Source organism: Thermohalobaculum sediminis (assembly GCF_023487995.1).
In the GTDB taxonomy this organism is placed as follows: Bacteria; Pseudomonadota; Alphaproteobacteria; order Rhodobacterales; family Rhodobacteraceae; genus Thermohalobaculum; species Thermohalobaculum sediminis.
Map to the genome: position 1 here is coordinate 15,109 of NZ_JAMFKN010000003.1, position 23,469 is coordinate 38,577.

Genomic DNA, 23,469 nt, shown 5'->3' on the forward strand with positions numbered 1-23,469 from the left:
CGCCGAAGCTGACTCTGACGCGTGAGACCGGAGTTATCGCGCTGATCCCGAGTTTCCTTCACGGAAATCCTCCACGCAGGCCCTGCCGCCGGAATCGAGCCCGTAGCGCAGGGTTCACCCAGCCATCGGTCGCGCAAAGATTGGCGGGGCTAACCCAGCCCTACGCCGCCGCTGCCATGGGGCCCGGGCTCGAGCCGTGACCTCGCAAAGCATTGGGACCATCCCGCATCGTGGCCCAGCGCCGGGCCCATCGCGCAGCACGACCCACTCTCAGGGAAAGCGAATTGCGGTGATCTCGAGCTCGGCGCGGCCGGCGGGGCGCTCCCAGACCGCGACGTCGCCCACCCGAAGCCCGACCAGCGCGCGCCCGAGCGGCGAGAAGGCGGTGATCCAACCCCGCGCGGGATCGGCATCGTCCTCGCCCACGATGCGGAAGACGCGGGATCCGCCGTCCTCGTCCTCGACCGTGACCTCTGCGCCGAAGGCGACGATGCCGGGCGGCTGCGCGGCCGGGTCGACCGGGATGGCGCGGCGCAGCCGTTCCTCGAGATAGCGGATGTCGCGCCCGGCCACCGCCGACGCCATCCGCGCCGCCGGATCGTCGCCCCCCGCCCGATGCGTCTCGAGCGCCGCGCGTGCCTCCGACAGCCGCGCCTGAAGGGCCGCGAGCCCCTCGGGCGTGACGTAGTTGGGGTGCGGGCTCTGCGGCAGGTCCGGCAGGGCCTCGGGGGCCGAGCCGTCGTCCTCGCGGGTGAAGGCCCTGCTCACGCCGCCTCCATTGCCCCCTCGCTCACCAGCTTCACGATATCCGCCATGATCCGGTTGAGCTCGAAATCCTTGGGCGTGTAGACCCGCGCGACGCCCCTCGCCATCAGGGTCCGGGCGTCCTCCTCCGGGATGATGCCGCCCGCCACCACCGGCACGTCGTCGAGCCCCGCCGCCCGCATGCGCTCGACCACCTCGGTGACAAGCTCCATGTGGCTGCCCGAGAGGATCGAGAGGCCGACCACATGCGCGCCTTCCTCCAGCGCTGCGTTGACGATCTGGGCGGGCGTCAGGCGGATACCCTCGTAGACCACCTCCATGCCGCAGTCGCGGGCGCGCACGGCGATCTGCTCGGCGCCGTTCGAGTGGCCGTCGAGGCCGGGCTTGCCGACGAGGAACTTGATGCGCCGGCCAAGGCGGCGCGAGACCGTCTCGACCTCGGCGCGGATGGCCGCGAGCCCCTCGGCGGACGCCGCAACCGCCTTTCCCACGCCCGTGGGCGCGCGGTATTCGCCGAACGCTTCGCGCATCACGCGGCCCCATTCGCCGGTGGTGACGCCCGCCTTCGCGGCGGCGATGGACGGGCCCATGATGTTCTCGTCCCCTCGCGCGGCACGTGCGAGCGCGGCGAGGGCGGCCTCGACGGCCGCCTCGTCGCGGCCTCGGCGCCACGCCTGCAGTGCCGCGACCTGCTCGGCCTCGACGGCCGGATCGACCACGAGGATGCCGCCTTCGCCCGCCGTCAGCGGCGAGGGTTCGGTCTGGGTGTAGCGGTTCACGCCGACGACCACCGTCTCGCCCGCCTCGATGGCTGCGAGCCTGCGGGTGTTGCTCTCGACCAGCGCGCCCTTCATGTGGTCGATGGCCGCAACCGCGCCGCCCATGGCGTCGATGCGGGCCAGCTCGTCGCGCGCACCGGCCTTCAGCGCCTCGACCTTGGCCTCGACCGCGGGGTTGCCGTCGAACAGGTCGGCGTATTCCAGCAGGTCGGTCTCGTAGGCGAGGATCTGCTGCATCCTCAGCGACCACTGCTGGTCCCAGGGGCGCGGCAGGCCCAGCGCCTCGTTCCAAGCGGGAAGCTGCACGGCGCGGGCGCGGGCCTTCTTCGACAGCGTCACCGCCAGCATCTCGATCAGGATTCGATAGACGTTGTTCTCGGGCTGCTGTTCCGTGAGCCCGAGGCTGTTCACCTGCACGCCATAGCGAAAGCGCCTGAGCCCCGGTTCGGTGACACCATACCGCTCGCGGCAAATCTCGTCCCACAGGTCCACGAAGGCGCGCATCTTGCACATCTCGGTCACGAAACGGATGCCCGCGTTCACGAAGAACGAGATGCGGCCGACGATGCCGGGAAAATCCGTGGCGCTCACGCGCGGGCGCACCTCGTCGAGCACGGCGCAGGCCGTAGCGAGCGCGAAGGCAAGCTCCTGCTCGGGCGTCGCGCCCGCCTCCTGCAAGTGATAGCTGCAGACGTTCATCGGGTTCCATTTCGGCACATGCGCGTAGCAGTAGGCCGCGACATCGCCGATCAGGCGCAGGGACGGCGCGGGCGGGAACACATATGTGCCGCGGCTCAGATACTCCTTGATGATGTCGTTCTGCACCGTGCCCTGAAGCGCCGCGATGTCCTCACCCTGCTCCTCGGCCACGGCGATGTAGAGTGCGAGCAGCCAGGCCGCGGTCGCGTTGATGGTCATCGAGGTGTTCATCTGCCCCAGCGGAATGTCCGCGAACAGCCGCCGCATGTCGCCGATATGGCTGACGGGCACCCCCACCTTGCCGACCTCGCCGCGCGCGAGCGGGTCGTCGCTGTCATAGCCGGTCTGCGTCGGCAGGTCGAACGCGACCGAGAGCCCCGTCTGCCCCTTGGCGAGGTTCGCGCGGTAGAGCGCATTCGAGGCCGCCGCCGTCGAATGGCCGGCATAGGTGCGGAAGAGCCAGGGGCGGTCTTTCTGGGCGGTCATGTCGGGCCTCTCGAAGGGTCGGCGTCGATTCGATCCGGAATCGTCCTGCCGCTCTAGCTTATTTCGCAGCGCAGCGCAAAATACATTGTAATTTTCTGTCTCGCTGGACCCACCTGCAGCAAGATATGGTCGATTCAGGCCGAATACCGCCAGATTTCAACCCGGAGCCGGCCAAGCCCTGTCATCAGGACGGATTTCCCTGATGCGCTGCACAAAACCCCTTGCGCCACAGTTGCGGCAATGTCATTAACGCGGGAAGTCAGTTTTTGAACGATTGTTGCGCGGCGCGGCCGCGCAGCACGGCCGCAGGAGACGAGACATGGACGGCGCCCCCGCCACCCAAGCCCCGCTGAAGGACCTCTACGAGGTGGGCGAGATCCCGCCGCTCGGCCATGTGCCCGCCCGCATGCATGCCTGGTGCATCCGCCGCGAGCGGCATGGCGAGCCCGACATCGCGATGCAGGTCGAGGTGGTCGAGACGCCCGAAATCGACTCGGGCGAGGTGCTGGTGCTCGTGATGGCCGCGGGCGTCAACTACAACGGCGTGTGGGCCGCGCTCGGCAAGCCGATCAGCCCGTTCGACGGGCACGGCCAGCCCTATCACATCGCGGGCTCGGACGCCTCGGGGATCGTCTGGAAGGTGGGCGACAAGGTGAAACGGTGGAAGGTGGGCGACGAGGTCGTCATCCACTGCAACCAGGACGACGGCGACGACGAGCACTGCAACGGCGGCGACCCGATGTACTCGCCCAGCCAGCGGATCTGGGGCTACGAGACGCCCGACGGCAGCTTCGCCCAGTTCACCCGCGTGCAGGCGCAGCAGCTGATGGCGCGCCCGAAGCACCTGACCTGGGAGGAATCGGCCTGCTACACGCTGACGCTGGCCACCGCCTACCGCATGCTGTTCGGGCACGAGCCGCATGAGTTGAAGCCCGGCGACAACGTGCTGGTCTGGGGCGCCTCGGGCGGGCTTGGCTCCTACGCGATCCAGCTCATCAACACGGCGGGGGCGAACGCGATCGGCATCATCTCGGACGAGGACAAGCGCGACTTCGTGCTGGGCCTCGGCGCCAAGGGGGTGATCAACCGCAAGGACTTCAAGTGCTGGGGCCAGCTTCCGAAGGTCGGCACGCCCGAGTACAAGGCCTGGTTCGACGAGGCGCGCAAGTTCGGCAAGGCGATCTGGGACATCACCGGCAAGGGCAACAATGTCGACATGGTGTTCGAGCACCCCGGCGAGGCGACCTTCCCGGTCTCGGTCCTCGTGGTCAAGCGCGGCGGCATGGTGGTGATCTGCGCGGGCACCACGGGCTACAATCTGACCTTCGACGTGCGCTACCTGTGGATGCACCAGAAGCGGGTGCAGGGCAGCCACTTCGCCAATCTCAAGCAGGCCTCGGCCGCGAACAAGCTGATGCTGGAACGCCGGCTCGACCCCTGCATGTCCGAGGTGTTCGATTGGGCCGACATCCCGACCGCGCACATGAAGATGATGCGCAACGAGCACAAGCCCGGCAACATGGCGGTGCTGGTCTCGGCCCCCACCACGGGGCTGCGCACGATCGAGGACGCGCGCGAGGCGGGCGCCGCCTGAGAGCCGCAATCGGCCCGGGTCCGGGGGAGGAGATGCGCGCCGCGCCGGGGCAACCCGGCGCGGCGCTCCGTTTCGCGCGAAACGCACTGGCCGCGCGGCGGGCGGGGGCTTAGACAGGGGCGATGCTGCTCGACAACCCGCGAACCGAGGCTCCGCTGCCCCTCTCCGACGACCAGGCCGCCGCTTGGGCGATGCTGGCCGCGCGGCTGAAGGCGCATGGCGTCGATATCGAGGCGGGCGATACCACGCCGCGCACCGAGGCGGCGGGCGAGGGCGAGGTGCTGGCCATCACCGGCAAGGCGGGCTCGGGCAAGACGGTGCTGCTCGCGCGGCTCGCCCACGGGCTTGCGGCGGCGGGGCTGCGCAGCGTGCGGCCCGACTACGAGCCCAAGCGCCGCGACGCTCGCTCGTTCGCCGTGCTCGCGCCCACCAACAAGGCGGCCTCGGTTTTGCAGGCGCGCGGCGTGCCCGCGACCACGATCCACCGCATCGTCTACACCCCGGTCTACGACCCCGACTTCGAGGAGATCGCCGAGTGGATCGCGGGCGAGCGGCACGCGAGGCCCGCGACCGATGCCATGACGCCGGAGGCGCTCGACCGCGCCAAGGCCTCGTTCGAGAGCCACGGCTCGGTTGCGAGCGCGCTGGCGGCGGCGGGCGTGCGAGGGTCGGACTTCATCACCGGCTGGAAGCGGCGCGACGAGCCCCTCGACATCGCGCTGGTGGACGAGGCCTCCATGATCGAGCCGCGTCAGCTTCAGGACCTTTCCGAGATTTTCGGCCTCGTCATCCTTTTCGGCGACCCCGCGCAGCTTGCACCAGTGGGCGAGCGCGGCGCGATGGTGTTCGACAGCCTGCCCCCAGCGCGGCGCCTTGCGCTGAGCCGCATCCACCGGCAGGCCGAGGACAGCCCGATCCTCGACCTCGCGCATCTGCTGGGTCGCGAGGGGCTGAGCTTCGAGGCGTTCGAGGACGCCGTGCGCGAGGCCGCCACGCGCGACCCCCGCGTGGTCATCGCCCCCCGCGCCGACGCCGACCTGATGTGCGAAAGCCCCATGCTGGTCTGGCGCAACAAGACGCGGCTGCGGCTGATCGCGGCCTTCCGCGCCGCGCACGGCATCGCCCCCGACGCGCTGGCGCCCGGCGAGCCCCTGATCTGCGACGGGCTGGAACTGCCTCTCAAACGCCGCAAGGAGCGCATCGCGCTGGAAGCGCACGGGCTCATCAAGGGCGCGCAGGCGGTCTATCTTGGCCCCGGCGCGCGGCCAGCCTACCAGCGCGTGCGCATCATCGGCACCGGCGAGCCTGGGGTGAGCGTGGCCTCCATCATCCAGATCGAGCAGCCCGACGGGGCCGAGCCGCTGCTGGTCTCGGCCGCGCGCATGGGGGCGGTGTTCCTGCATGGCGCGGCGGTGACGATCCACAAGGCGCAGGGCTCGCAGTGGCCGCGCGTGCAGGTGTTCGCGCCGGACCTGTGGGCCGCGGCGCGGGCGGGCCAGACCGAGGCGGGGCTTCCGCTGTGGGCGCGGCTGGCCTATGTCGCGATCACCCGGGCCGAGCGGGAACTGGTGTGGGTCACGCGCGCGATGATCGGCCGGGCGGCCAAGCCGCTGGGTGGCGCGCAGGACGGATGACCGCGCCGGCAAGGGCGCGCGGGAGGCAGGAGAGGGCGATGCTCAGGGCGGCGAAGATCGGCGGCGCGGCCGTCATCGTGGCGGCGGCGGGATGGGGCGCACTGTGGCTGACCGGGCGGGGCGAGATCCTCGCCCGGCTCGACCTCGAGCGCAGCCGTCTGGCCGCGCAGGGCATCGAGATCACCCATGGCGAGCCGCGCATCGGCGGCTTTCCGGTCGGCTATGTCGTCGAGCTGCCGCAGGTCGCCGCGCGCGACCGCGCACTCGGCCTGAGCGCCGAGCTGCCGCAGGTCGTCGCGGAGGCGGGGCTCGGCGCGCCCGACCGGATCGTCTACCGCCTGCCTCAGCGCTTCACGGCCGAGATCGGCCTCGCGGATGCGCCGGGCGGGCAGCCGGAGGGCGGCGCGCGCGCCCTGAGCGTCGAGTTCGAAGCCGAGGAGCTGGTGGTCGAGCAGCAGATGAGCGGCGAGCTTCCCGCGTCGCTGACCCTGCGCGCCGGCTCCCTGCTCGCGGTCCATGCGGCCGAGGCGCCCGAGCCCAGCGCCGCGGTCGAGCTCGCCGGCCTCGAGGCGACGCTCGATCTGCCCCGCACGGCGCAAGGTGGCGAGACGGCGCTGCGCGTTGCGGTCGCCTCGCTCGACTACCTCGCGACGGCCACGACCGAGACCGGCGCACCGACCCGGCTCGAGGGCGGCGCCAGCCGGCTGGCGCTGACCGCCTCGACCGACCAGCGCACGCCGGCGGCGATGCTGGCGGTGCTGGCCGGCGCGCCGGGCGGCGGCCGGTTCGCCGCGACGCTTCAGACCGGCGCCACGCGCATCGAGGGCGAGGTCGGCGGCGACGACCCTGCCCGCAGCGGCCGCGTCGCGGTGACGAGCGGGGCGAGCGGCGGGGTGCTGGCGATCGAGAATGGCCGGCTCGCGCTCTCGGGCACCAGCGAGAACAACCGCTTCGAGCTCGCGCCCGCCGACCCCGCGGTCCGGCTGCGGGGCGCGGCGGTGGTCGACCGGATCGAGACCGTCTACCGCTCGCCCCTGGTGCCGGCCGAGGCGATGGACGAGCTGGCATTCCGCGTGGCGCTGGGCCGCATCGCGCCCGACGAGGCGCTGTGGCAGGCGATCGACCCCGAGGGGGAGCTGGTCCGCGCGCCGGGCGAGGTGATCCTCGACCTGATCGGCTCGGCGCGGATGCTGGCCGACGAGGCGACCGGGCTGCCGGGGCAGGCCGAGCTTGGCAACCTGACCCTGCGCCACGCCGATGTCTCGCTCCTGGGAAGCTCGGCCGAGTTGCGCGGCGACATCGAGTTCTCGCAGCCCGCGAACCGGCCCACGGGGCAGCTGACGCTGACGCTCAACCGGAGCATGGAGCTGGTGGCAGAACTGGTGCGCGCGGGGCTGATCGACATCGGGGCGGCGCAGGCGGTGACGGCCACCGCGGCCAACCTGACGCGGCCCGGCGACACGCCGCAGACCCTGTTGACCGAAATCGAGTTCGAGGACGGCGAGGCGCGCATCAATGGCGAGCCGGCGTGGTTCTTCGGCGGTGGAGCACAGTAAACGACCCGGCGCCATCGCGTCGGACGACGCGCCCGGCGATCACCGGGAAAGGCGGCAGCCGGTTTCCCCCTCAGCCGGGGGTGAAGCCCTGCCGCGCGGCGTTCGCCTCGGCGTCGGACTTGGCGTTGTAGCCTTCCGATGCCGCGCCGACGATCTTGCCGTTCGAGGCCATGCGTCGCCAGCGCCACTGGCCGCGCTTGTCCTTGTAGATCTCCCACTTGTCCTTGGGGTTGCTGCCGCGGTTCATGTTGGCCTCGCAATCGGCCTTCGACATGTAACCCTCGCAGGACGCGCCAACGATCTTGCCATTGGCAGCCGAGAAGCGACGCCAGCGCCACTGGCCGCGCTTGTCCTGGTAGACCTCGAACTTGTCACCCTCTCCGGCCATGATACCTCCATGTCGCTGACGTGTGGGGACTCCCTCCAGGCGGTCTGACGCCACCATGCGCGAACAGAGTGGACAATGCGGCCGGGGGCGGCAAGCGAAAATCCCCCCGCACGGCAAGATGCCGGACCGGCGTGGCCGGTCAGTCCGGCTGACCAAAGCCGGGGCGGGTGGGGTGGTCGCGGAACGTTCAGTCAACACCGTCGTAGAGCGCGATCCGCCGTGGATCGGCGCGCCCGGCGGCGATCCAGCGCGCGACCGCCGGATGCCCAAGCAGCCGACCGGCATAGGCCTCGGTCCCCGGCGTCATCAGCGCGTAGCTGTCGAGCCGCGTCGCCACCGGCGCGAAAAAGGCATCGGCAGCCGAGAAGACCGCGCCGCCAAGCCATGGCCCGCCGGTCACCGCGAGCGCGTGGCCCCAGACCAGCGCGAGCCGCTCGAGATCGGCGCCGACGCCGTCGGGACGGGCCGCACGCGGGCGCCCTTGGCGGTGGAGATTCATCGGGCAGGCGCCGCGCAGCGCAGTGAAGCCCGCATGCATCTCGGCTGCGAGGCTGCGGGCCAGCGCGCGATGGGCGGGGTCTGCGGGCCACAGCCCGGCCTCGGGGTGGCGCTCGGCCAGCGTCTCGGCGATGGCGAGGCTGTCCCAGACCCGCAGCGTCCGCCCCCCCTCGGCGATCTCGAGCATCGGCACGCTGCGCCCCGGCGCCTTGGCGCGCTGCATCGCCTCGAACTCGGGGCTGTAGAGGGGGACGAATTCCTCCTCGAACGGCAGGTCGAAGGCGGCGAGCAGCAGCCAGCCGCGCATCGACCAACTCGAGTAGGCCTTGTCCGAGATGACGATGCGATAGCTTGCGGTCATGGGGCTCCCCCGAGGCTCACGGGGCGCGCGCGCACGCGCATGCGGCCGTGCCCCCTGTCGAGCGAGAGTGGCCGGGCGCACCCGGCCACTGCAATCGACATTTCGTGATGGCTCAGGGCGCGATGAGTGATGGCAGCCAGAGCACGATGCCGGGGAAGGCGATCAGCACGCCCACCGTAACGACATCGGCGATGAAGAAGGGCGAGGCCCCGCGGAACACGTCCTGCACCGAGATGTCATGCCGCTCGCCCGCCACGCCCGCCACGACGAAGCAGTTGAGCCCGATCGGCGGCGTGATCAGGCACAGCTCCGCCATCTTGACGACGATGATGCCGAACCACACCGCGCACTGGTCGGCCGACATGCCCAGCGCCGAGGCCTCGGCGGTCACGTTCGGCCCACCGTTCAGCGCGATCACGGCCGGGAAGGTGATCGGCAGCGTCAGGATCAGCATCCCGATCGCGTCCATGAACATGCCGAGCACGACATAGGCGAGCAGGATCAGCATCAGCGTCAGCATCGGCGACTGCTCGAGCCCACCGATCCAGGCGGCGAACTGCCCCGGCAGGTCGGCGAAGCCCAGATAGCGCACGAAAATCAGCACGCCCCAGATCATCGTGAAGATCATCGCCGAGAGCTTGGCGGATTCGTAGAGCGCACCCTTGAGCTGGGTCCAGCGCATACCGCGCTGCATCGCCATCACCAGCACCACGAAAGCGCCCAGCGCGCCAGCTTCGGTCGGCGTGCCCCAGCCGCCATAGATGCAGAAGATGATGATGAACACGACGAACATGATCGGCAGAGCGCCGGGCAGGCTCTCGAAGCGCTCGCGCCATGTGAAGCCGCCGACCGGCGGGCCGAGATCGCCGCGCCAGCGCGCAAGCCCGATGATCAGCCCGGCATAGATCACCGCCGACGTGAGCCCCGGCAGGAAGCCCGCCATAAGGAGCTGGCCGACCGAGCTTTCCGTGATGATCGCGTAGATCACCAGGATCGCCGAGGGCGGGATCAGCGAGGCGAGCGTGCCGCCCGCCGCCACGACGCCTGCCGCGAAGCGCTTGTCGTAGCCGAGCTTGAGCATCTCGGGGATGGCCACGCGCGCGAACACCGCCGAGGTGGCGACCGAGGCGCCCGAAACGGCGGCGAAGCCCGCGGTCGCGAACACGGTCGAGACGCCGAGCCCCCCCGGCATCCAGCCGGCCCAGCGCTTGGCGGCCTCGAACAGCGCGCGTGTGAAGCCCGCGTAATAGGCGAGATAGCCGATCAGGATGAAGGTGGGGATCAGGCCCAGCACATGGCTCGACATCTTGGAATGCGGCACCTGCCCCGCGATCTGCAGCGCCGTCATGAAGCCGCGCTCGAAGCCCTGGTTGCGGTCGATGGCGAAGATCGACCAGAGCCCGAGGAAGCCGATCAGCGCCGTCGCGAAGGCCACGCGGGCGCCCGAGAACACGAAGAGGATCAGCACCCCCGCCAGCAGGATCGAGATCTCGGTCGCATGGGTCATCGGCCGGCCTCCGCGCCGTTGGTCTCGTCATCGAGGCCCGAGACGGTCTCGGCCTCGCGCTCGGCCTGCTCGGCCGCGCTCTCGATCAGGGGCACCGCGACGGGCCGGTCGGCGCCGCTCGCGAAGGCAAGCCCGTAGGCCCAGAGCTGGATCAGGCAGCGCAGGACGAGAAAGCCCAGCATGATCGGTATGACCAGCTTGATGGGCCAGATCGGCAGGCCGATGTCGATGGTCGAATCGCGGCTCCAGAACGGCGCGCCCCAGGCGAAGGACCGGTCGAAATGCAGCCAGGCCCCCCACATCAGCACCAGCGAGACGAACAGGATCAGCAGCACGCTGATGAACTCGAAGACCCAGACCGCGCGGCCGCCAAGCTTGCTCAGGACCAGGTCCATGCGGATGTGCCCGCCCAGCCGCTGGCAGAAGGTAATGCCCAGGAAGGCGATCAGAGGCACCGCCTGCTCCATCCAGTCGACGAAGCCGGGCACCGGCATGTTGAACAGCTTGCGGCCGAGGATGTTGCCAACCGACACCAGCATGACCGCCATGATGGTGAGCCCGGCAACCAGCGCCATGGCCCGCTCGACGGCGAAGAGCGCACGGTCGGCGCGGCTGACGGGCGAGCCGTCTTCCAGAACGGATTGGGCCGTCATCGCTGCCCTCCCCCCTTCACGATGTCTGGCAGTTCAAGATGCGGGCGGCGCCGCGACGGCGCCGCCCGGGGAGCGCGCGTGGCCTCAGCTGCCGCCGCGGGCCTGCTTGAGCGCGTCCTTCACGGTCTGGATCAGTTCCTCGGCCGGGATGCCCTGCCCGCTCATGTCGGCGATCCACTTCTCGCGGACGCCGCCCGCGGCCTTGTCCTCGAAGGCGGCGATCTGCTCGGGCGTGTAGACGATCTTCTGCACGTCCTTCTCCTTGAGCGTGGTCTCCCACTTGTCGAGCAGCTTGCCGTAGTTCTCGATGTAGTAGGCGATCGCCTCGTCGACCGACTCGTCGAGCGCCTTGCGCTCGTCGTCCGAGAGCGCGTTGTAGGCGTCGATGTTCACGACCACCGGGCAGTTCACCGTGCCGGGGTTGAGGTTCGCGGTCCACCACTTGGCGATGTCGATGGTGCGGAAGCTGAAATGCGCGTGCTGCGCGAAGGCTACCGAGTCGACGACGCCCGACTCCATGGCGGTGTAGGCCTCGGCCGAGGTGACCGAGGTCGGCGTCGCGCCGATCGTGCGGAACGCCTCGCCGATGCCGCCGGTCGCGCGGATACGCATGCCGGAGTAGTCGTCGAGCGTCTCGGGCGCCTTGCCGACGCCGGCGACGTTGTACTGCGGCATGGGCGAGGTCATCAGGAGCTTGGCGTTCCAGCGCTCGAGGTCCTTGACCGTGGCGGGATGGCCGTAGACCGCGTTCGAGACCGCGACCTCCTCCTCGAGCGTGTTGACGCCCAGGAAGGGCAGCTCGAGCACCGTCAGCGTGGGGTTCTTGTCGGGATGGTAACCCGCGCAGAACTGCGCCATCTCGAAGGCCCCGATCGAGATGCCATCGAGGTTTTCCTTCTCGTTCGACAGGCCGCCATACGAGATGTTGAAGGTGAACTCGCCGTTGGTCTTCTCGGCCACCAGGTCGCCCAGCTTGTGGATGTGCTCGGTAAAGGCGCGCCGCTTGCCCCAGACCGAGACGTTCCAGGTGGTCGCCATGGCCTCGCCCGCGCCGAAGGCGGCGACGACCGCGGCGAGGGTGGTCAGCTTCAGCTTGCCGATCGTCATCTTGTGTCCACTCCCTTGTCGTGTCGTTGATGCCCTTCCGGGCATGGTCCTGTCGCGAATGCAGGCGCGACACTAGCAGGGAGTGGACTGGAATCCAGACCACAATCGCCACGCCGGGGAAGATTTGGCGCCGCTAGGCCCGGATTTTCCGCCACGTGCGAGTGCCAAATTCGCCGGAGCGCCGCGTGACCGGGACTGGTGGCCTGTCGCGAATTTGTCGTCATCCCTGCCAAAGCGCGCAATGCGGGGGCGTGGGTCCGTGGGAGGCTTGATATGTACACCCTGCCGGGAGATGCGCCATGTTCACCGATTTCATCCACGATCTCCACGCCGCCGACCTGCCAGTCGAGGTCCGCCACGCGGCGCGGATCGCGTTGCTCGACACGCTGGGCGTGGCGGCGGCGGCGACCGGCACGGACGCCTCGCGGATCGCGCGCGGCCACGCGGCGGCGCTGTTCGGCGCGGGCGGGGCGGCGGCATCACTGATGTTCGACGGGCGCCGCGTGAGCCCCGCGGGCGCGGCCCTGGCGGGGGCCGCGACCATCGATTCGGTCGATGCGCATGACGGCTGGCGGCCGTCCAAGGGCCATGCCGGCTGCCATGTCGTTCCCGCGGCGCTGGCCTGCTGCGAGGCCGAGGGCGTCGAGGGCGGGGACGAGCTGCTGGCGCAGATCGTGATCGGCTACGAGATTGGCTGCCGGGTCGCCGCCGTGCAGCACGCAACCGTGCCGGAATACCATGCCTCGGGCTCGTGGGGCGCGGTCGGGACCGCGGCGGTCGGTGCGCGGGCGCTGCGGCTCGGGCACGCGCAGACCCGCGAGGCGCTGGGGATCGGCGAGTATCACGGGCCGCGCAGCCAGATGCTGCGGGTGACGACGACGCCGACGATGGTCAAGGACAGCTCGGGCTGGGGCGCTATGGTGGGGGTCTCGGCCGCCTATCTCGCGCGCGAAGGCTTCACCGGCGCGCCTGCCGTCACCATCGAGGCGCCCGAGGCCGCGGGCTGGTGGGCCGATCTCGGCCGCCGCTGGATCATGACCGAGCAGTATATCAAGCCCTACCCGACCTGCCGCTGGTCGCATGCGCCGATCCGCGCCGTGCTGGACCTTGCCGCGGCGCACGGCATCACCCATCGCGAGATCGCGCACGTCGAGATCGCGACCTTCGCCGAGGCGATGACGCTGGCCACCGCCGCCCCCCGCACGACCGACGAGGCGCAGTATTCCCTGCCCTTCCCCGTCGCCGTGGCACTGGTGCGCGGCGGCGTGGGGCCGGCGGACATCGACGGCCCGGCGCTGAGCGACCCCGAGATCCTGCGGCTCTCGACCGGCCTCGTGATGCGCGAGGACCCGGAGTGCTCGGCCGCCTTCCCGGGGCGGCGGCTCGCCCGCGCCGTGCTGGTGCTGCGGGACGGGCGGCGTCTGGAGAGCCCGCCGACCGAGCCGCTGGGCGACCCCGAGCGGCCGCTGACAGAGGCGCAGATCCGCGGGAAGTTCCGCGCCTATGCCGCGCCCGCCGTCGGCGCGGACCGGGCCGGGGCGCTCGAGCGCGCGCTGATGGCGGTCGAGGGCGAGAGCGTCGCCGACCTCGTGCGGCTCCTCGCCCCGCCGCCCGGGATGGCCGCGGCCGCGGAGTAGTGCCTTGCGCGGCGGGCCCGGGGCGCGCCACTCTGGCGCACCGCCCACCTGAAACGGAGCGCTGCGCGATGACCGATCTCGTCTTCCTCGCCACCGAGGGCCCCGGCGCGCCCGCACCCGATCACGGCACGCCCGACCCCGCGAAGCTGATCGCGGGCGGTCACGCGACCACCACCTGGAACGCCTGGGAAGGCGAGGACGGGCGGCTTCACTGCGGCATCTGGGCCGCCGAGCCGGGCAAGGTCGCCATCGACTACACCGAGTGGGAGTTCTGCCACATCATCGACGGCCGCGCGGTACTCACGAACGAGGCTGGCCGGAGCTGGACAGTGCGCGCGGGCGACGCATTCGTCATCCCGCCCGGCTTCCGCGGAACCTGGGAGACGGTCGACCCGCTGCGCAAGCACTACGTGATCCTTCTGCCGCGCGGCTGAGGGATGCTGCCCGATCAGGGAGTCGGGACAAAATGCGGCGGCAGCTCGGACCATTTGTCGGCCTCGAACCCGTAGCGGTAGCCCAGATCGAACAGCGCGCGCATGTAGGCCGGATCGAACAACTCGGACGGCTCGACATCGAACTCGGCCGGGATCCATGTGACCTTGAGGTCAATGCCGTCGCGCTGCGCGACAGTGAAGATGCGGAAGATGTCGCCCGAGCCCGAGCCCCGGATCAGGCTGCTCATCGCGGTCGAGGCGATCGCCAGAACGCGCGGGCGGACGACGTCGTAGCGCCGGGTGAGCTTGTTGTTCATCACGACGTAGACGGTGCGGTCCACGCGGACGCCAACGGCCTCGTCCACCGCGCGCAGCGACAGCTCCGGCGGCAGCAGCATCACCTGATGCGTCGCGCCGCCATCGACGTGCATCTCGTCGTAGACGCGGCCGTCCGGCGTCTCGACCGGGATCAGCACGGGGGGGAAGACCGCGGGAATGGCCGAGGACGCCTCGATCACGTCGTGGATCAGGCGCCGCGCCTCCGGATGCCCGCTCGCGGCGATCCCGGTCACATTCCAGACCACGGGGCGGGCGGCGTCGAGATTGGTGGTGCCGATCAGCAGCGAGCGCCCGCGCGCGGCCTCGGCGGCAAGCTTCGCGACCACGGCGTCGTCGACATACTGCTCGATCAGCCGCCGATAGCCGCTGGTATCCGCCACCGCAGTGCCACCCAGCAGCGCCGCGAAGATCGCGCGCGTCAGGAGTTGTCGGGTCGAATAGCTGGTGTAGATCGCCTCGAGCTCGTCGTCGTAGTCGGGCCCGAGGAAAGCGAACAGCCCGATGATCGCGCCCGTGCTGATGCCCGTGACGGTGCGGAAGTCGGGCCGGTCGCCGCGCGCGGTCCAGCCCTTCAGCAGCCCCGCGCCGAATGCGCCATCGGCGCCGCCGCCCGAGAAGGCGATCGCAGCCTCGGTGATCGGCTCGCCCGAGGCGATGCTCTCGGCATAGACCTTCCGCGCGCGCTCGATGGCGGATGCGAGGATCGCCTCGCGCCGGACCTCGCCGATATTGTCGCCCCAGAACCGCACCCGGACATTGGAGATGCCATAGGGCGCGGCTTCCTCGATCCTGCTCTCGGGCACGCCGTTGCGCGCAAGCACGGTCGTGCAGGCAGAAAGCGCCATCGGGATCAGCAGCCCGAGACACACGAGCCGCAGGAGTGACACGGCGGATACGCGCTTACGGCGCATGGGGCATCCCGTTCTGCTGCGGGGCCGCACCTTGCCCGGCCAGCCGCGCCCTTCCGGTTGATCGGTCAAACCTAGCCGGTTTCCCGCGCCCCGCAAACCTGCCGCGGCGCGGGGGCCGCGGCCCCCGCGCGCCGCCTCAGACGACGCGAGTCGGCAACTCCCGCCCGGCGAAGAAGGCATCGAGGTTCGCCAGCACCGTCATGCCCATCGCCTCGCGCGTCTCGATGGTGGCGCTGCCCAGATGCGGCAGCAGGCAGACATTGTGCATCTTCGTCAGCGCCGCGGTGATCTTCGGCTCGCGCTCGAACACGTCGAGCCCCGCGCCGCCCAGATGACCGCTGTTCAGCGCATCGACCAGCGCCGCCTCGTCGATGATGTCGCCGCGCGCCGAGTTCACGAGGATTGCGCCCTTCTTCATCTTAGCCAGCCGCGCCGCGTTGATCAGGTGGACGTTCTCGCCCCCGCCCGGGCAGTGCAGCGACACGAAGTCCGAGGCCGCCAGCACCTCCTCGACCGTGGCAAGCTGCTCGGCTGGTACGCCCGCGTCGGCCACGGGGAAGGCGTCGTAGAACACGACCCGCATGTCCAGCGCGTGGAAGCAGCGCTTGGCCATCGCCTTGCCGATACGGCCCATGCCGATGATGCCCAGGGTCTTGCCCTGCGGGCTCACGCCCATCAGCTGTGTCGGGCGCCAGCCGGTCCACTCGCCCGCGCGCAGCATCTGCTCGCCCTCGAAGGTGCGCCGCGCGACGTTCAGCAGCAGCGTGAGCGCGATGTCGGCGGTGGCGTCCGTCAGCACGCCGGGGGTGTTGGTGACGATCAGAGACGCCTTCTTCGCGGCCTCGATGTCGATGTTGTTGAAGCCCACGCCGAACTGGGCGATCAGCTTGGCGCGCCCGGGCGCCGCCATCACCGCGGCATCGACCTTGTCTGTGACGGTGGTGCAGACCGCATCATAGTCGTCGAAGGCTGCGCGCAGTTCGTCCTGCGTCAGCGCCACGTCGACCTCGTTCAGCGTCACATCGTATCGGGCCTTCAGCTCCGCCTCGACCCGTGCGGGCCACTTGCGGGTGCAGATCACGCGCGGCTTTGCCATCGTCCTTGTCCTCCCTGTCCCTGTCTCAGTCGCGCGCCGCCCGGCGTCGCTCGTCGCTCGGCCTTATGCCATAATGTTTCTGGTATGCCATGGCGAAATGTGAGCTGGACGAGAAGCCCGTCAACACCCCGATCTCGAGCGTCGAGAGATTGGTGTGCACCAGCAACTCGCGCGCCTTTTCCAGCCGGATGCCGCGGTAGAACTGTGCCGGGCTCACGTCGAGATGGGCCTGGAACATCCGCTCCATGCGCCTGAGGTTGAGGCCCGACAGGTCCGCGATCTCGTCCATCCTCAGCGGCGTCTCGATGTTCCCCAGCATCAGGTTCACCGCCTTCTGCAACGTGCCCGGCAGGGTCTCGAGCCGGTCGAGCGCACCGGGGCGCTGGTGGATGGCCGAGTTGCGGATGCGGTCAACCTGGAACTGGTTGCCGACCGAGCGCGCAAGGCCCGGGCCGTGATCCTGCTCGATCATCTGCAGCATCATGTCCATTCCGGTGATTCCGCCCGAACCGGTCCAGCGGCCGCGGTCGATCACGAAAAGGCCGGGGCCGCAGTCGATGTCGGGAAAGGCTTCCTCGAAGGCGGGCTGGTATTCCCAGTGCACCGTGCAGCGATAGCCGTCCAAGAGCCCCGCCCGCGCCAGCACGAAGGTCCCCGCCGACAGCGAGCCCAGCACCACCCCCGCCCGTGCCGCCTTGACCAGCGTCGCGTTGATCCGTGCCCGGTTCGGCGGGTCGGTGTCGAGCCCGGCGCAGACGAAGATCGCGAACAGCCCGTCGAGCGACCCGCCCAGTTCCGCAAGGCTCATGTCGGGCGCGATGGTGAGCCCGTTCGAGGCGCGCACCGGCTGGCCGTCGTCGGTCACCAGCCGCCAGGCATAGGCGGGCTTGCCCAGCAGGCGGTTCGCGCCCCTGAGCGGCTCGATGGCCGAGACCAGCGAGAGGCTCGAGAAGTCGCGCACCACCAGGAAGGCGATGGTCTTGGGTCCGGGCTTCATCCCTCTCTCCCCCGCGGGGACGCCTGAGTCGCGACCCTCTATTGGCCGCGATTGTCGCGTTTCTGGCGCAAGACGCGACACTTTTTGCGGCATTCTCGGTCGGAATTCGCCGGGGAGGGACCGCATGACCATTACCACCACCATCCGCCGGGGCGGCCGGCGTCGCGGCCGGGCCGAGGGCGCAGGCGGCGGCATCGCCCAACCCGGCTGGCGGCAGGTGACAAACCCCTACGCGCCGATGGCCCTCTTCTCGCGCGACGAGATCGAGGCGATCGACGCGACCTCGATGCGCATCCTCGAGGAGCTGGGCATCGAGCTGATGAGCCCGCGCGCCTGCGACGTGCTGGAACGCGCGGGGGCGCAGGTGGACCGCGCCACGATGACGGTGCGGATGGACCGCGCGCTGGTGGCCGAACTGGTGGCGAAGGCGCCGTCCGAGTTCACGCTGACCCCCTGCAACCCGGCCCATGCCGTGCGGATCGGCGGCAATTCGGTCGTCACCACGCTGGTCGCCGGGCCGCCCGCCGTGCATGACCGTATCCGCGGGCGGCGCGCTTCGAACCTCGCGGACTACCGCAACTTCATCCGCCTGACGCAAAGCTTCAACGCCGTCCACATGATCGGGAACCAGGTCGCCGCGCCCATCGAGATGCCGGCGAACAACCGCCATCTCGATTGCTACCTCGCCAACCTCACCCTCTCGGACCGCAGCTTCCACTGCACCTCGATCGGGCGGGGGCGCGCGCTCGACGGGATCGAGATGATGGCGATCTCGCGCGGGCTCACGGCCGAGCAGATGATCGGCGATCCGGGTGTCACGACCATCATCTCGGTCAACTCGCCGCGCCGCTTCGACGACGCGATGGCGGACGGGCTGATGACCATGGCCGAATACGGCCAGTCGGTCTGCGTCACCCCCTTTACGCTGATGGGCGCGATGACGCCGGTCACCCTGCCCGCGGCGCTGGCCCAGCAGAACGCCGAGGCGCTGTTCGGCATCGCACTGGTGCAGGCAATCCGCTCCGGCTGCCCGGTGATGTATGGCGCCTTCACCTCGAACGTGGACATGAAGTCGGGCGCGCCCGCCTTCGGCACCCCCGAGAACGCAAAGGCCAACATCGCCTCGGGCCAGCTTGCCCGGCGCTACGGCCTGCCCTACCGGGCCACGCCCTCGAACGCCTCGAACGCCGCCGACGGGCAGGCGGTGTGGGAGACGATGATGTCGCTCTGGGGTTGCGTGCTGGGGGGGGCGAACATGCTCTACCACGCGGCGGGCTGGCTCGAGGGCGGGCTTTGCGCGAGCTACGAGAAGTTCGTGATGGATGTCGAGATGCTCGAGATGATGTTCGCCTTCCTCGAGCCCACTCGGGTGGATGCCGACACGCTGGGGTTCGACGCCATCGCCCGGGTGGCGCCGGGCGGGCATTTCTTCGGCGACGCGCACACCATGGCGCGCTACCAGACGGCGTTCCACGCGCCCTTGCTGTCGAACTGGCAGAACCACGAGGCCTGGGTCGCAGCGGGCGCCGAGGACGCGACGCAGCGTGCGACGAAGCTATGGCAAACGGCGCTCGATGACTACGAGGAGCCCGCCATGGACCCCGCGATCCGCGAGGCGCTCGACGCCCATGTGGCAAGGCGCAAGGAGGAGATCGGCGCCGGCGATCCGTAAGTGTCCGGGTTCCCGCACCTGACGGGTCGGCAATTTCGTGCCAGAATTGTTATTTGCATATGAATTTCGCGCAAAGGACGATCAGTCGCGAATGATTGTCAGACGCGAGGTAATTGAAATGGCCCGTTTCATTCTCGGCCTTTTCCTGCTCTGCGTCCTCGCGCCACCCGGGGCCGGGGCGCAATCCTGCACCGAGATCCGTTTCGCCCGCGGCGCAAGTTCCGGCGAGGTCACCGGTTCAGCGCCCGCCGACGGCGTGATCTGCTACATGCTGAGTACCGGCGCGGGACAGCAGGCCCGGCTTCGGGTGCTCGAGGGCAACAACACCATCTTCACGATCGAGGGTCTGGTCGACGCGCAGAACGATTACAGCTTCCGCACCAAGGCGCGGACCTACCGCATCCTGGTCGGCCAGCTGATGCGCACCGCCCGCGACCAGCCCTTCCGGCTGCATGTCAGCGTGGCCGGCGGGCGCGGCGCAGCGGCGGGCAGCGACGGCCCGGCCTGGCGCAGCATGGGCGGCGGTATCACCGCGACGTCCGAGGGCCGCGCACGGGACGGCAGGACGCGCGCGATCTTCCAGTGCCGTGCGGGCGGCCCGGCATGGGCGACGCTGCAGCTCTATGGCGAGCCGGGCCCGGGCCTGCCGCTGCGCGACGGCGAGCGCGCGCAGGTGACGATCGCGATCGACATGCGCGGCGGCACACACCGGTTCGAGGCGGTGCTGACCCGGCATGACGGGAACGATCAGTGGTGGGATGCGGTCGACGCCTTCGTGGCCGACTTCCTCGACGCCTTCGCCGCCGGACGGACGATGGCACTGGTGGATGCGGGTGGGGCCGAAGTCGTTCGCTTCGATCTGAGCGGCAGCGCCGATGCCCGCCGGGCGATGCGGGCGAAATGCGGGTTCTGAAGCTGCTCAGCCGTCGTGGCTCGGCGCGCCCGCCTTCGCCTCCCAGGGCCGGGTCAGGTCTGCGAGCGCCGCGTCGAGGCACTCGACATCGACCGCAAGCTCGGCGCCGCCGCCAAGCCGCGCGACGATGCAGCCCGAGCAGTCCTCGCCCGGCTCGAAGTCGAGCGCGAGAAGCGCATAGACCGTCTCGGGGTCGTCCGGGCCGATCCCGCGGGCCCGCACATGCATGACGCTCTCGAAAGTCAGCGCAGTCCGCACCCGCTCGAAGGGCCGGCGGGCGCGGCTTGCGGCGTCGGCGTCCTCCCAGCGGAAGCGGTTCATCAGCACGACGAGGCGGCGCTTCTTCGGCAGCCAGGCGACATCGCCCACCTTGCCGACCGCGTCCTGCACAAGCGACGAGATGATCGCCAGGTCCTCGGCCGTCTCGGCCCTCAGCCGCAGCGGCCGGTCCGACAGGGGCGCATCCTCGAAGCGGGCGTCGGAGGTCATGCGTCGCTCTCCCTCACGCGCTCGATCAAGGCGCCGCAGCGGCCCAGCTTCTCCTCGACCCGCTCGTAGCCGCGGTCGAGGTGATAGACCCGGCTCACCACCGTCTCGCCCTCGGCCGCGAGGCCCGCGAGGATCAGGCTCACCGAGGCGCGTAGGTCGGTTGCCATCACTGGCGCACCCCTCAGCCGCTCGACGCCATGAACCCGCGCTGTGCCGCCATGCACCTCGATGCGGGCGCCCATCCGGCCAAGCTCGGGGACATGCATGAAGCGGTTCTCGAAGATGTGCTCCTCGACGACGCTCTCGCCCGTGGCGAGCGTAAGCATCGCCATCATCTGCGCCTGCAGGTCGGTGGGGAAACCCGGGAAGGGCTCCGTCACCACGTGGAGCGGGCGGATCACGCCGTTGCGGCGCGCCACGCGCAGGCCGCCGCCAACCTCCTCGACCGCGATGTCGGCTTCCTCGAGCTTGTCCGCCAGCGCCGCGACCAGCGCCCGCTCGCCACCCATGAGCGTGACCTCGCCGCCAGCGATGACGGGGGCGATCATGTAGGTACCAAGCTCGACTCGGTCGGGCAGCACGCGGTGCGTGGCGCCGCCCAGCGTCGGCACGCCCTCGATGCGGATCTCCGGGGTCCCCTCGCCCTCGATCCGCGCGCCCATCGCGCGCAGGCAGCGGGCGAGATCGACGATCTCGGGCTCGCGCGCGGCGTTCTTCAGCACCGTGGTGCCCTTCGCGAGCGTCGCCGCCATCAGCAGGTTCTCGGTCGCGCCGACCGAGACGAAGGGAAACTCGACCACCGCGCCCCTCAGGCCGCCGTTGGCCGAGGCGGTGACATAGCCATCCGCCAGCTCGAGGCTCGCGCCCATCCGCTCCAGCCCCGAGAGGTGCAGGTCCACCGGCCGCGCGCCGATCGCGCAGCCGCCCGGCAGCGAGACCCTCGCCCGCCCGAAGCGCGCGAGCAGCGGCCCCAGCACCAGGATCGAGGCGCGCATCTTGCGCACGATGTCGTAATGCGCCGTGTGCGAGCCGATCGAGGCGCCCGAGAGCGCGAGCACCCGCCCCTCCTGCAGCCCCGCGACCTCGCAGCCCAGCGAGGCGAGCAGCTCCGACATGGTGCGGATATCGGCCAGGCGCGGCGCGTTGGTCAGCGTCAGCGGCTGGTCGGTCAGGATCGCCGCGGGCATCAGCGCGAGGCAGGCGTTCTTGGCGCCCGAGATCGCGATCTCGCCCGAAAGCGGCCGGCCGCCCTGAACCCGGATCCTGTCCATCCCTGCCCCTTCTCCGGCCCGGCCGCTTCGGCACGGGCACCCGCTCGCCTCAGTCCTCGCCGCCGCGCGCGGTGCCGTCGGCCGCTCGCTCGCCCGCCGCGGCCTCCGGCTCGGCCGCCGCATCCGAGGCTCGACGCGCCCGGGCCTGGGCCTTGCGCAGATGCAGGTTGCGTCGCAGCGCCTCGGCGAGCCGCTCGGCCCGCGCGGACCCCGGCGCCCGTTCTCCCGCCTTGTCGCCACCTCGCGTCATTGCAGAGCGCGATGTAATCGTCTTTGCGGCGAAGGTCCAGATTGGGCTTGCATTCAGGGGCGATGCTGGTATCTGTCGCCCCGCGCCGCCCGAGGCGAAAGCCCGACGGGTCGAACCGCATGACAGGCGCTGCTGTAGCTCAGTGGTAGAGCACTCCCTTGGTAAGGGAGAGGCCGTCAGTTCAATCCTGACCAGCAGCACCATTTTTTCAACCACTTAGACCGTTGGGCAGCGTCGTTGTACGGCGCTCGTCACCCACCTGTCACCCACAAGGGTCGGATTTCGGCTCCGGAGCGCGCATACCGTTTCGTGGGCGATTGGGCGAAAAGTTAACCCCGAAGTAACGATAACGCGGAACCCAGCCTTTTTGCATCAGGGGGCGATGTGATGTCTTAGCAGGCTGCCGAAAAAAAGGCGCTGCCAGTTCGACTAACGGACGCCTGCCACGTACGAACCGATCCTGACGCCGGCTGGGCGCCGCTCATCGGGACCCGTACATTCCCGGATCCCTGCCATCAGGCCAGCTGGCAGCGCCTTTTCTTCAACAGCCTGCTAGAGGCCATCTGTTTCATTGAGACCAGGATCAGGACCCATAACCAGAAGATGACGGTTGCGGCGATGCAGACTGCACTTATGCAGGTGTGGGCGCATCGGTCGCATCGCATGGCGATGCGTCGCCAGTCCGTGAGCCTGCCGAACATGCGCTCGATGCGTTTGCGCTGCTTTTACCAGACGGCATCATGGTCGACTGCGCGCTTGCGGCGCGTCCGTCCGGGAGTGCAGGGCGTGATACCGAGGCGGCGGAGCGCATCACGAAATCGGTCACTTTCGTAGCCTTTGTCAGCAATGACCATGTCGGCGTCGGGCAGCGCCGGCAGGACGGTTGCCGCCCCGCGGCAGTCGCTGACCCGGCCTTCGCTGGGCAGCAGGGTCAACGGCTTGCCGTCGCCGGCGCAGACCGCGTGGAGCGTCGAGTTCAGGCCGCCCTTGATGCGCCCGATACGCCGGGGAACAGCCCCTTCTTGGGCAGGCTGGGGGCGGTGCGATGCGCTTTCAGGTGTGTCGCGTCGATCATCACGGTGTCGGTTGCCGCGATTGCGGCCGCAAGCGTGGCGAAGATCCGAGCGGCGACGCAGATCCGGCCCCAGCGGACGAACCGGTTGTAGAGCGTCTTCGGCGGCCCGTAGCAAGCCCGCGCGTCGCGCCACATCTGCCCGCCCCGGATCACGTGGAGGATCCCCGAGATCACGTTGCGATTATCCACCCTAGGCCCGCCACGCGGATTGTTCCGGAGCAGCGGACGAAGGCAGGCAAACTGAGCATCGGAAAGCCAGAAGTGGTGGCCGGACATCGCAAACCCCCAGTATTTGGGAGCTCGACTCAGATTTCAGGGAATGCGGGAAGCCCGTTTATATGTCCTGAGCCGATGGAGA

General features: G+C 69.8%; 20 protein-coding genes, 1 tRNA gene and 1 pseudogene. 8 read left to right on the top strand and 14 right to left on the bottom strand.

Annotation, left to right across the window (positions count from 1 at the left end; all coding sequences use genetic code 11):
- Positions 1-270: 270 nt before the first annotated feature.
- Positions 271-768, bottom strand: a complete 498-nt coding sequence (locus M1105_RS07295) for a GreA/GreB family elongation factor (RefSeq protein WP_249579696.1) — start codon at positions 766-768, stop codon at positions 271-273.
- Positions 765-2,882, bottom strand: a complete 2,118-nt coding sequence (locus M1105_RS07300) for a protein meaA (protein WP_319936783.1) — start codon at positions 2,880-2,882, stop codon at positions 765-767. Before M1105_RS07300 ends, M1105_RS07295 begins: the two co-directional genes overlap by 4 nt.
- Before the next feature lie 166 nt (positions 2,883-3,048).
- Between M1105_RS07300 and ccrA the strand changes: the two genes are divergently transcribed.
- From ccrA to M1105_RS07315, 3 genes are all read left to right on the top strand, one after another.
- Complete coding sequence (gene ccrA / locus M1105_RS07305; RefSeq protein ID WP_249579698.1) at positions 3,049-4,323, top strand: crotonyl-CoA carboxylase/reductase; 1,275 nt, start codon at positions 3,049-3,051, stop codon at positions 4,321-4,323.
- A gap of 122 nt (positions 4,324-4,445) precedes the next feature.
- Positions 4,446-5,957: an AAA family ATPase gene (locus M1105_RS07310; protein WP_249579699.1), complete on the top strand. Its 1,512-nt coding sequence runs from the start codon at positions 4,446-4,448 to the stop codon at positions 5,955-5,957.
- A 38-nt stretch (positions 5,958-5,995) separates the two neighbouring features.
- On the top strand, positions 5,996-7,513 hold the full coding sequence (locus M1105_RS07315; protein WP_249579700.1) for a DUF2125 domain-containing protein: 1,518 nt from the start codon (positions 5,996-5,998) through the stop codon (positions 7,511-7,513).
- 70 nt (positions 7,514-7,583) lie between these two features.
- Here M1105_RS07315 and M1105_RS07320 read toward each other — a convergent pair whose 3' ends face one another.
- From M1105_RS07320 to M1105_RS07340, 5 genes are all read right to left on the bottom strand, one after another.
- On the bottom strand, positions 7,584-7,901 hold the full coding sequence (locus M1105_RS07320; protein WP_249579701.1) for a YegP family protein: 318 nt from the start codon (positions 7,899-7,901) through the stop codon (positions 7,584-7,586).
- A 187-nt stretch (positions 7,902-8,088) separates the two neighbouring features.
- Positions 8,089-8,760, bottom strand: coding sequence for a glutathione S-transferase (locus M1105_RS07325; protein ID WP_249579702.1), 672 nt, complete (start codon positions 8,758-8,760; stop codon positions 8,089-8,091).
- A 112-nt stretch (positions 8,761-8,872) separates the two neighbouring features.
- Positions 8,873-10,267, bottom strand: a complete 1,395-nt coding sequence (locus M1105_RS07330) for a TRAP transporter large permease (protein ID WP_249579703.1) — start codon at positions 10,265-10,267, stop codon at positions 8,873-8,875.
- Entirely contained in the window at positions 10,264-10,920 is a 657-nt protein-coding gene (locus tag M1105_RS07335; protein WP_249579704.1) for a TRAP transporter small permease subunit, read from the bottom strand. The genes M1105_RS07330 and M1105_RS07335 overlap by 4 nt, the downstream gene beginning before the upstream one ends.
- Positions 10,921-11,004: 84 nt before the next feature.
- A complete protein-coding gene (locus tag M1105_RS07340; protein ID WP_249579705.1) occupies positions 11,005-12,027 on the bottom strand; it encodes a C4-dicarboxylate TRAP transporter substrate-binding protein in 1,023 nt (340 codons plus the stop codon).
- A 299-nt stretch (positions 12,028-12,326) separates the two neighbouring features.
- On the opposite strand from M1105_RS07340, the gene M1105_RS07345 reads away from it, so the two are divergent.
- Positions 12,327-13,664, top strand: coding sequence for an MmgE/PrpD family protein (locus tag M1105_RS07345; protein WP_249579706.1), 1,338 nt, complete (start codon positions 12,327-12,329; stop codon positions 13,662-13,664).
- 68 nt (positions 13,665-13,732) lie between these two features.
- Positions 13,733-14,098 (top strand): cupin domain-containing protein, encoded by a 366-nt coding sequence (locus M1105_RS07350; protein ID WP_249579707.1) that lies wholly within the window; start codon positions 13,733-13,735, stop codon positions 14,096-14,098.
- A 14-nt stretch (positions 14,099-14,112) separates the two neighbouring features.
- On the opposite strand, the gene M1105_RS07355 is transcribed toward M1105_RS07350, so the two are convergent.
- From M1105_RS07355 to M1105_RS07365, 3 genes are all read right to left on the bottom strand, one after another.
- Positions 14,113-15,348, bottom strand: a complete 1,236-nt coding sequence (locus M1105_RS07355; protein WP_249579708.1) for a patatin-like phospholipase family protein — start codon at positions 15,346-15,348, stop codon at positions 14,113-14,115.
- A gap of 136 nt (positions 15,349-15,484) precedes the next feature.
- On the bottom strand, positions 15,485-16,444 hold the full coding sequence (locus M1105_RS07360; protein ID WP_249579709.1) for a 2-hydroxyacid dehydrogenase: 960 nt from the start codon (positions 16,442-16,444) through the stop codon (positions 15,485-15,487).
- 25 nt (positions 16,445-16,469) lie between these two features.
- Positions 16,470-17,441 (bottom strand): GlxA family transcriptional regulator, encoded by a 972-nt coding sequence (locus tag M1105_RS07365; RefSeq protein ID WP_249579710.1) that lies wholly within the window; start codon positions 17,439-17,441, stop codon positions 16,470-16,472.
- 124 nt (positions 17,442-17,565) lie between these two features.
- On the opposite strand from M1105_RS07365, the gene M1105_RS07370 reads away from it, so the two are divergent.
- Together M1105_RS07370 and M1105_RS07375 are read left to right on the top strand one after the other, a co-directional pair.
- Positions 17,566-19,113 (top strand): trimethylamine methyltransferase family protein, encoded by a 1,548-nt coding sequence (locus M1105_RS07370; protein ID WP_249579711.1) that lies wholly within the window; start codon positions 17,566-17,568, stop codon positions 19,111-19,113.
- A 118-nt stretch (positions 19,114-19,231) separates the two neighbouring features.
- A complete protein-coding gene (locus M1105_RS07375; protein ID WP_249579712.1) occupies positions 19,232-20,026 on the top strand; it encodes a hypothetical protein in 795 nt (264 codons plus the stop codon).
- A 6-nt stretch (positions 20,027-20,032) separates the two neighbouring features.
- Here M1105_RS07375 and M1105_RS07380 read toward each other — a convergent pair whose 3' ends face one another.
- From M1105_RS07380 to M1105_RS07390, 3 genes are read right to left on the bottom strand one after another with little or no spacing between them, the layout of a single operon-like run.
- Positions 20,033-20,515 carry a DUF2948 family protein gene (locus tag M1105_RS07380; protein WP_249579713.1) on the bottom strand — a complete coding sequence of 161 codons (483 nt, stop codon included), beginning with the start codon at positions 20,513-20,515 and terminating at the stop codon, positions 20,033-20,035.
- Positions 20,512-21,786 carry a UDP-N-acetylglucosamine 1-carboxyvinyltransferase gene (gene murA, locus M1105_RS07385; protein ID WP_249579714.1) on the bottom strand — a complete coding sequence of 425 codons (1,275 nt, stop codon included), beginning with the start codon at positions 21,784-21,786 and terminating at the stop codon, positions 20,512-20,514. The genes M1105_RS07380 and murA overlap by 4 nt, the downstream gene beginning before the upstream one ends.
- Positions 21,787-21,835: 49 nt before the next feature.
- Entirely contained in the window at positions 21,836-22,036 is a 201-nt protein-coding gene (locus M1105_RS07390) for a hypothetical protein (RefSeq protein WP_249579715.1), read from the bottom strand.
- A 128-nt stretch (positions 22,037-22,164) separates the two neighbouring features.
- Here M1105_RS07390 and M1105_RS07395 point away from each other — a divergent pair.
- A tRNA-Thr gene (locus tag M1105_RS07395) sits at positions 22,165-22,239 on the top strand.
- 390 nt (positions 22,240-22,629) lie between these two features.
- Here the strand turns inward: M1105_RS07395 and M1105_RS07400 are convergent.
- Positions 22,630-23,387, bottom strand: a pseudogene (locus M1105_RS07400) (IS5 family transposase); the annotation flags it as partial.
- Between the last annotated feature and the right edge of the window lie 82 nt (positions 23,388-23,469).

Coding starts and splice junctions, on each gene's coding strand:
- M1105_RS07370 (WP_249579711.1), top strand. CDS start 17,566: ATGACCATTACCACCACCATCCGCCGGGGCGGCCGGCGTCGCGGCCGG.
- M1105_RS07315 (WP_249579700.1), top strand. CDS start 5,996: ATGCTCAGGGCGGCGAAGATCGGCGGCGCGGCCGTCATCGTGGCGGCG.
- M1105_RS07365 (WP_249579710.1), bottom strand. CDS start 17,441: ATGAAGCCCGGACCCAAGACCATCGCCTTCCTGGTGGTGCGCGACTTC.
- M1105_RS07325 (WP_249579702.1), bottom strand. CDS start 8,760: ATGACCGCAAGCTATCGCATCGTCATCTCGGACAAGGCCTACTCGAGT.
- M1105_RS07340 (WP_249579705.1), bottom strand. CDS start 12,027: ATGACGATCGGCAAGCTGAAGCTGACCACCCTCGCCGCGGTCGTCGCC.
- murA (WP_249579714.1), bottom strand. CDS start 21,786: ATGGACAGGATCCGGGTTCAGGGCGGCCGGCCGCTTTCGGGCGAGATC.
- M1105_RS07310 (WP_249579699.1), top strand. CDS start 4,446: ATGCTGCTCGACAACCCGCGAACCGAGGCTCCGCTGCCCCTCTCCGAC.
- M1105_RS07390 (WP_249579715.1), bottom strand. CDS start 22,036: ATGACGCGAGGTGGCGACAAGGCGGGAGAACGGGCGCCGGGGTCCGCG.
- M1105_RS07380 (WP_249579713.1), bottom strand. CDS start 20,515: ATGACCTCCGACGCCCGCTTCGAGGATGCGCCCCTGTCGGACCGGCCG.
- ccrA (WP_249579698.1), top strand. CDS start 3,049: ATGGACGGCGCCCCCGCCACCCAAGCCCCGCTGAAGGACCTCTACGAG.
- M1105_RS07320 (WP_249579701.1), bottom strand. CDS start 7,901: ATGGCCGGAGAGGGTGACAAGTTCGAGGTCTACCAGGACAAGCGCGGC.
- M1105_RS07355 (WP_249579708.1), bottom strand. CDS start 15,348: ATGCGCCGTAAGCGCGTATCCGCCGTGTCACTCCTGCGGCTCGTGTGT.
- M1105_RS07350 (WP_249579707.1), top strand. CDS start 13,733: ATGACCGATCTCGTCTTCCTCGCCACCGAGGGCCCCGGCGCGCCCGCA.
- M1105_RS07345 (WP_249579706.1), top strand. CDS start 12,327: ATGTTCACCGATTTCATCCACGATCTCCACGCCGCCGACCTGCCAGTC.
- M1105_RS07330 (WP_249579703.1), bottom strand. CDS start 10,267: ATGACCCATGCGACCGAGATCTCGATCCTGCTGGCGGGGGTGCTGATC.
- M1105_RS07375 (WP_249579712.1), top strand. CDS start 19,232: ATGGCCCGTTTCATTCTCGGCCTTTTCCTGCTCTGCGTCCTCGCGCCA.
- M1105_RS07335 (WP_249579704.1), bottom strand. CDS start 10,920: ATGACGGCCCAATCCGTTCTGGAAGACGGCTCGCCCGTCAGCCGCGCC.
- M1105_RS07360 (WP_249579709.1), bottom strand. CDS start 16,444: ATGGCAAAGCCGCGCGTGATCTGCACCCGCAAGTGGCCCGCACGGGTC.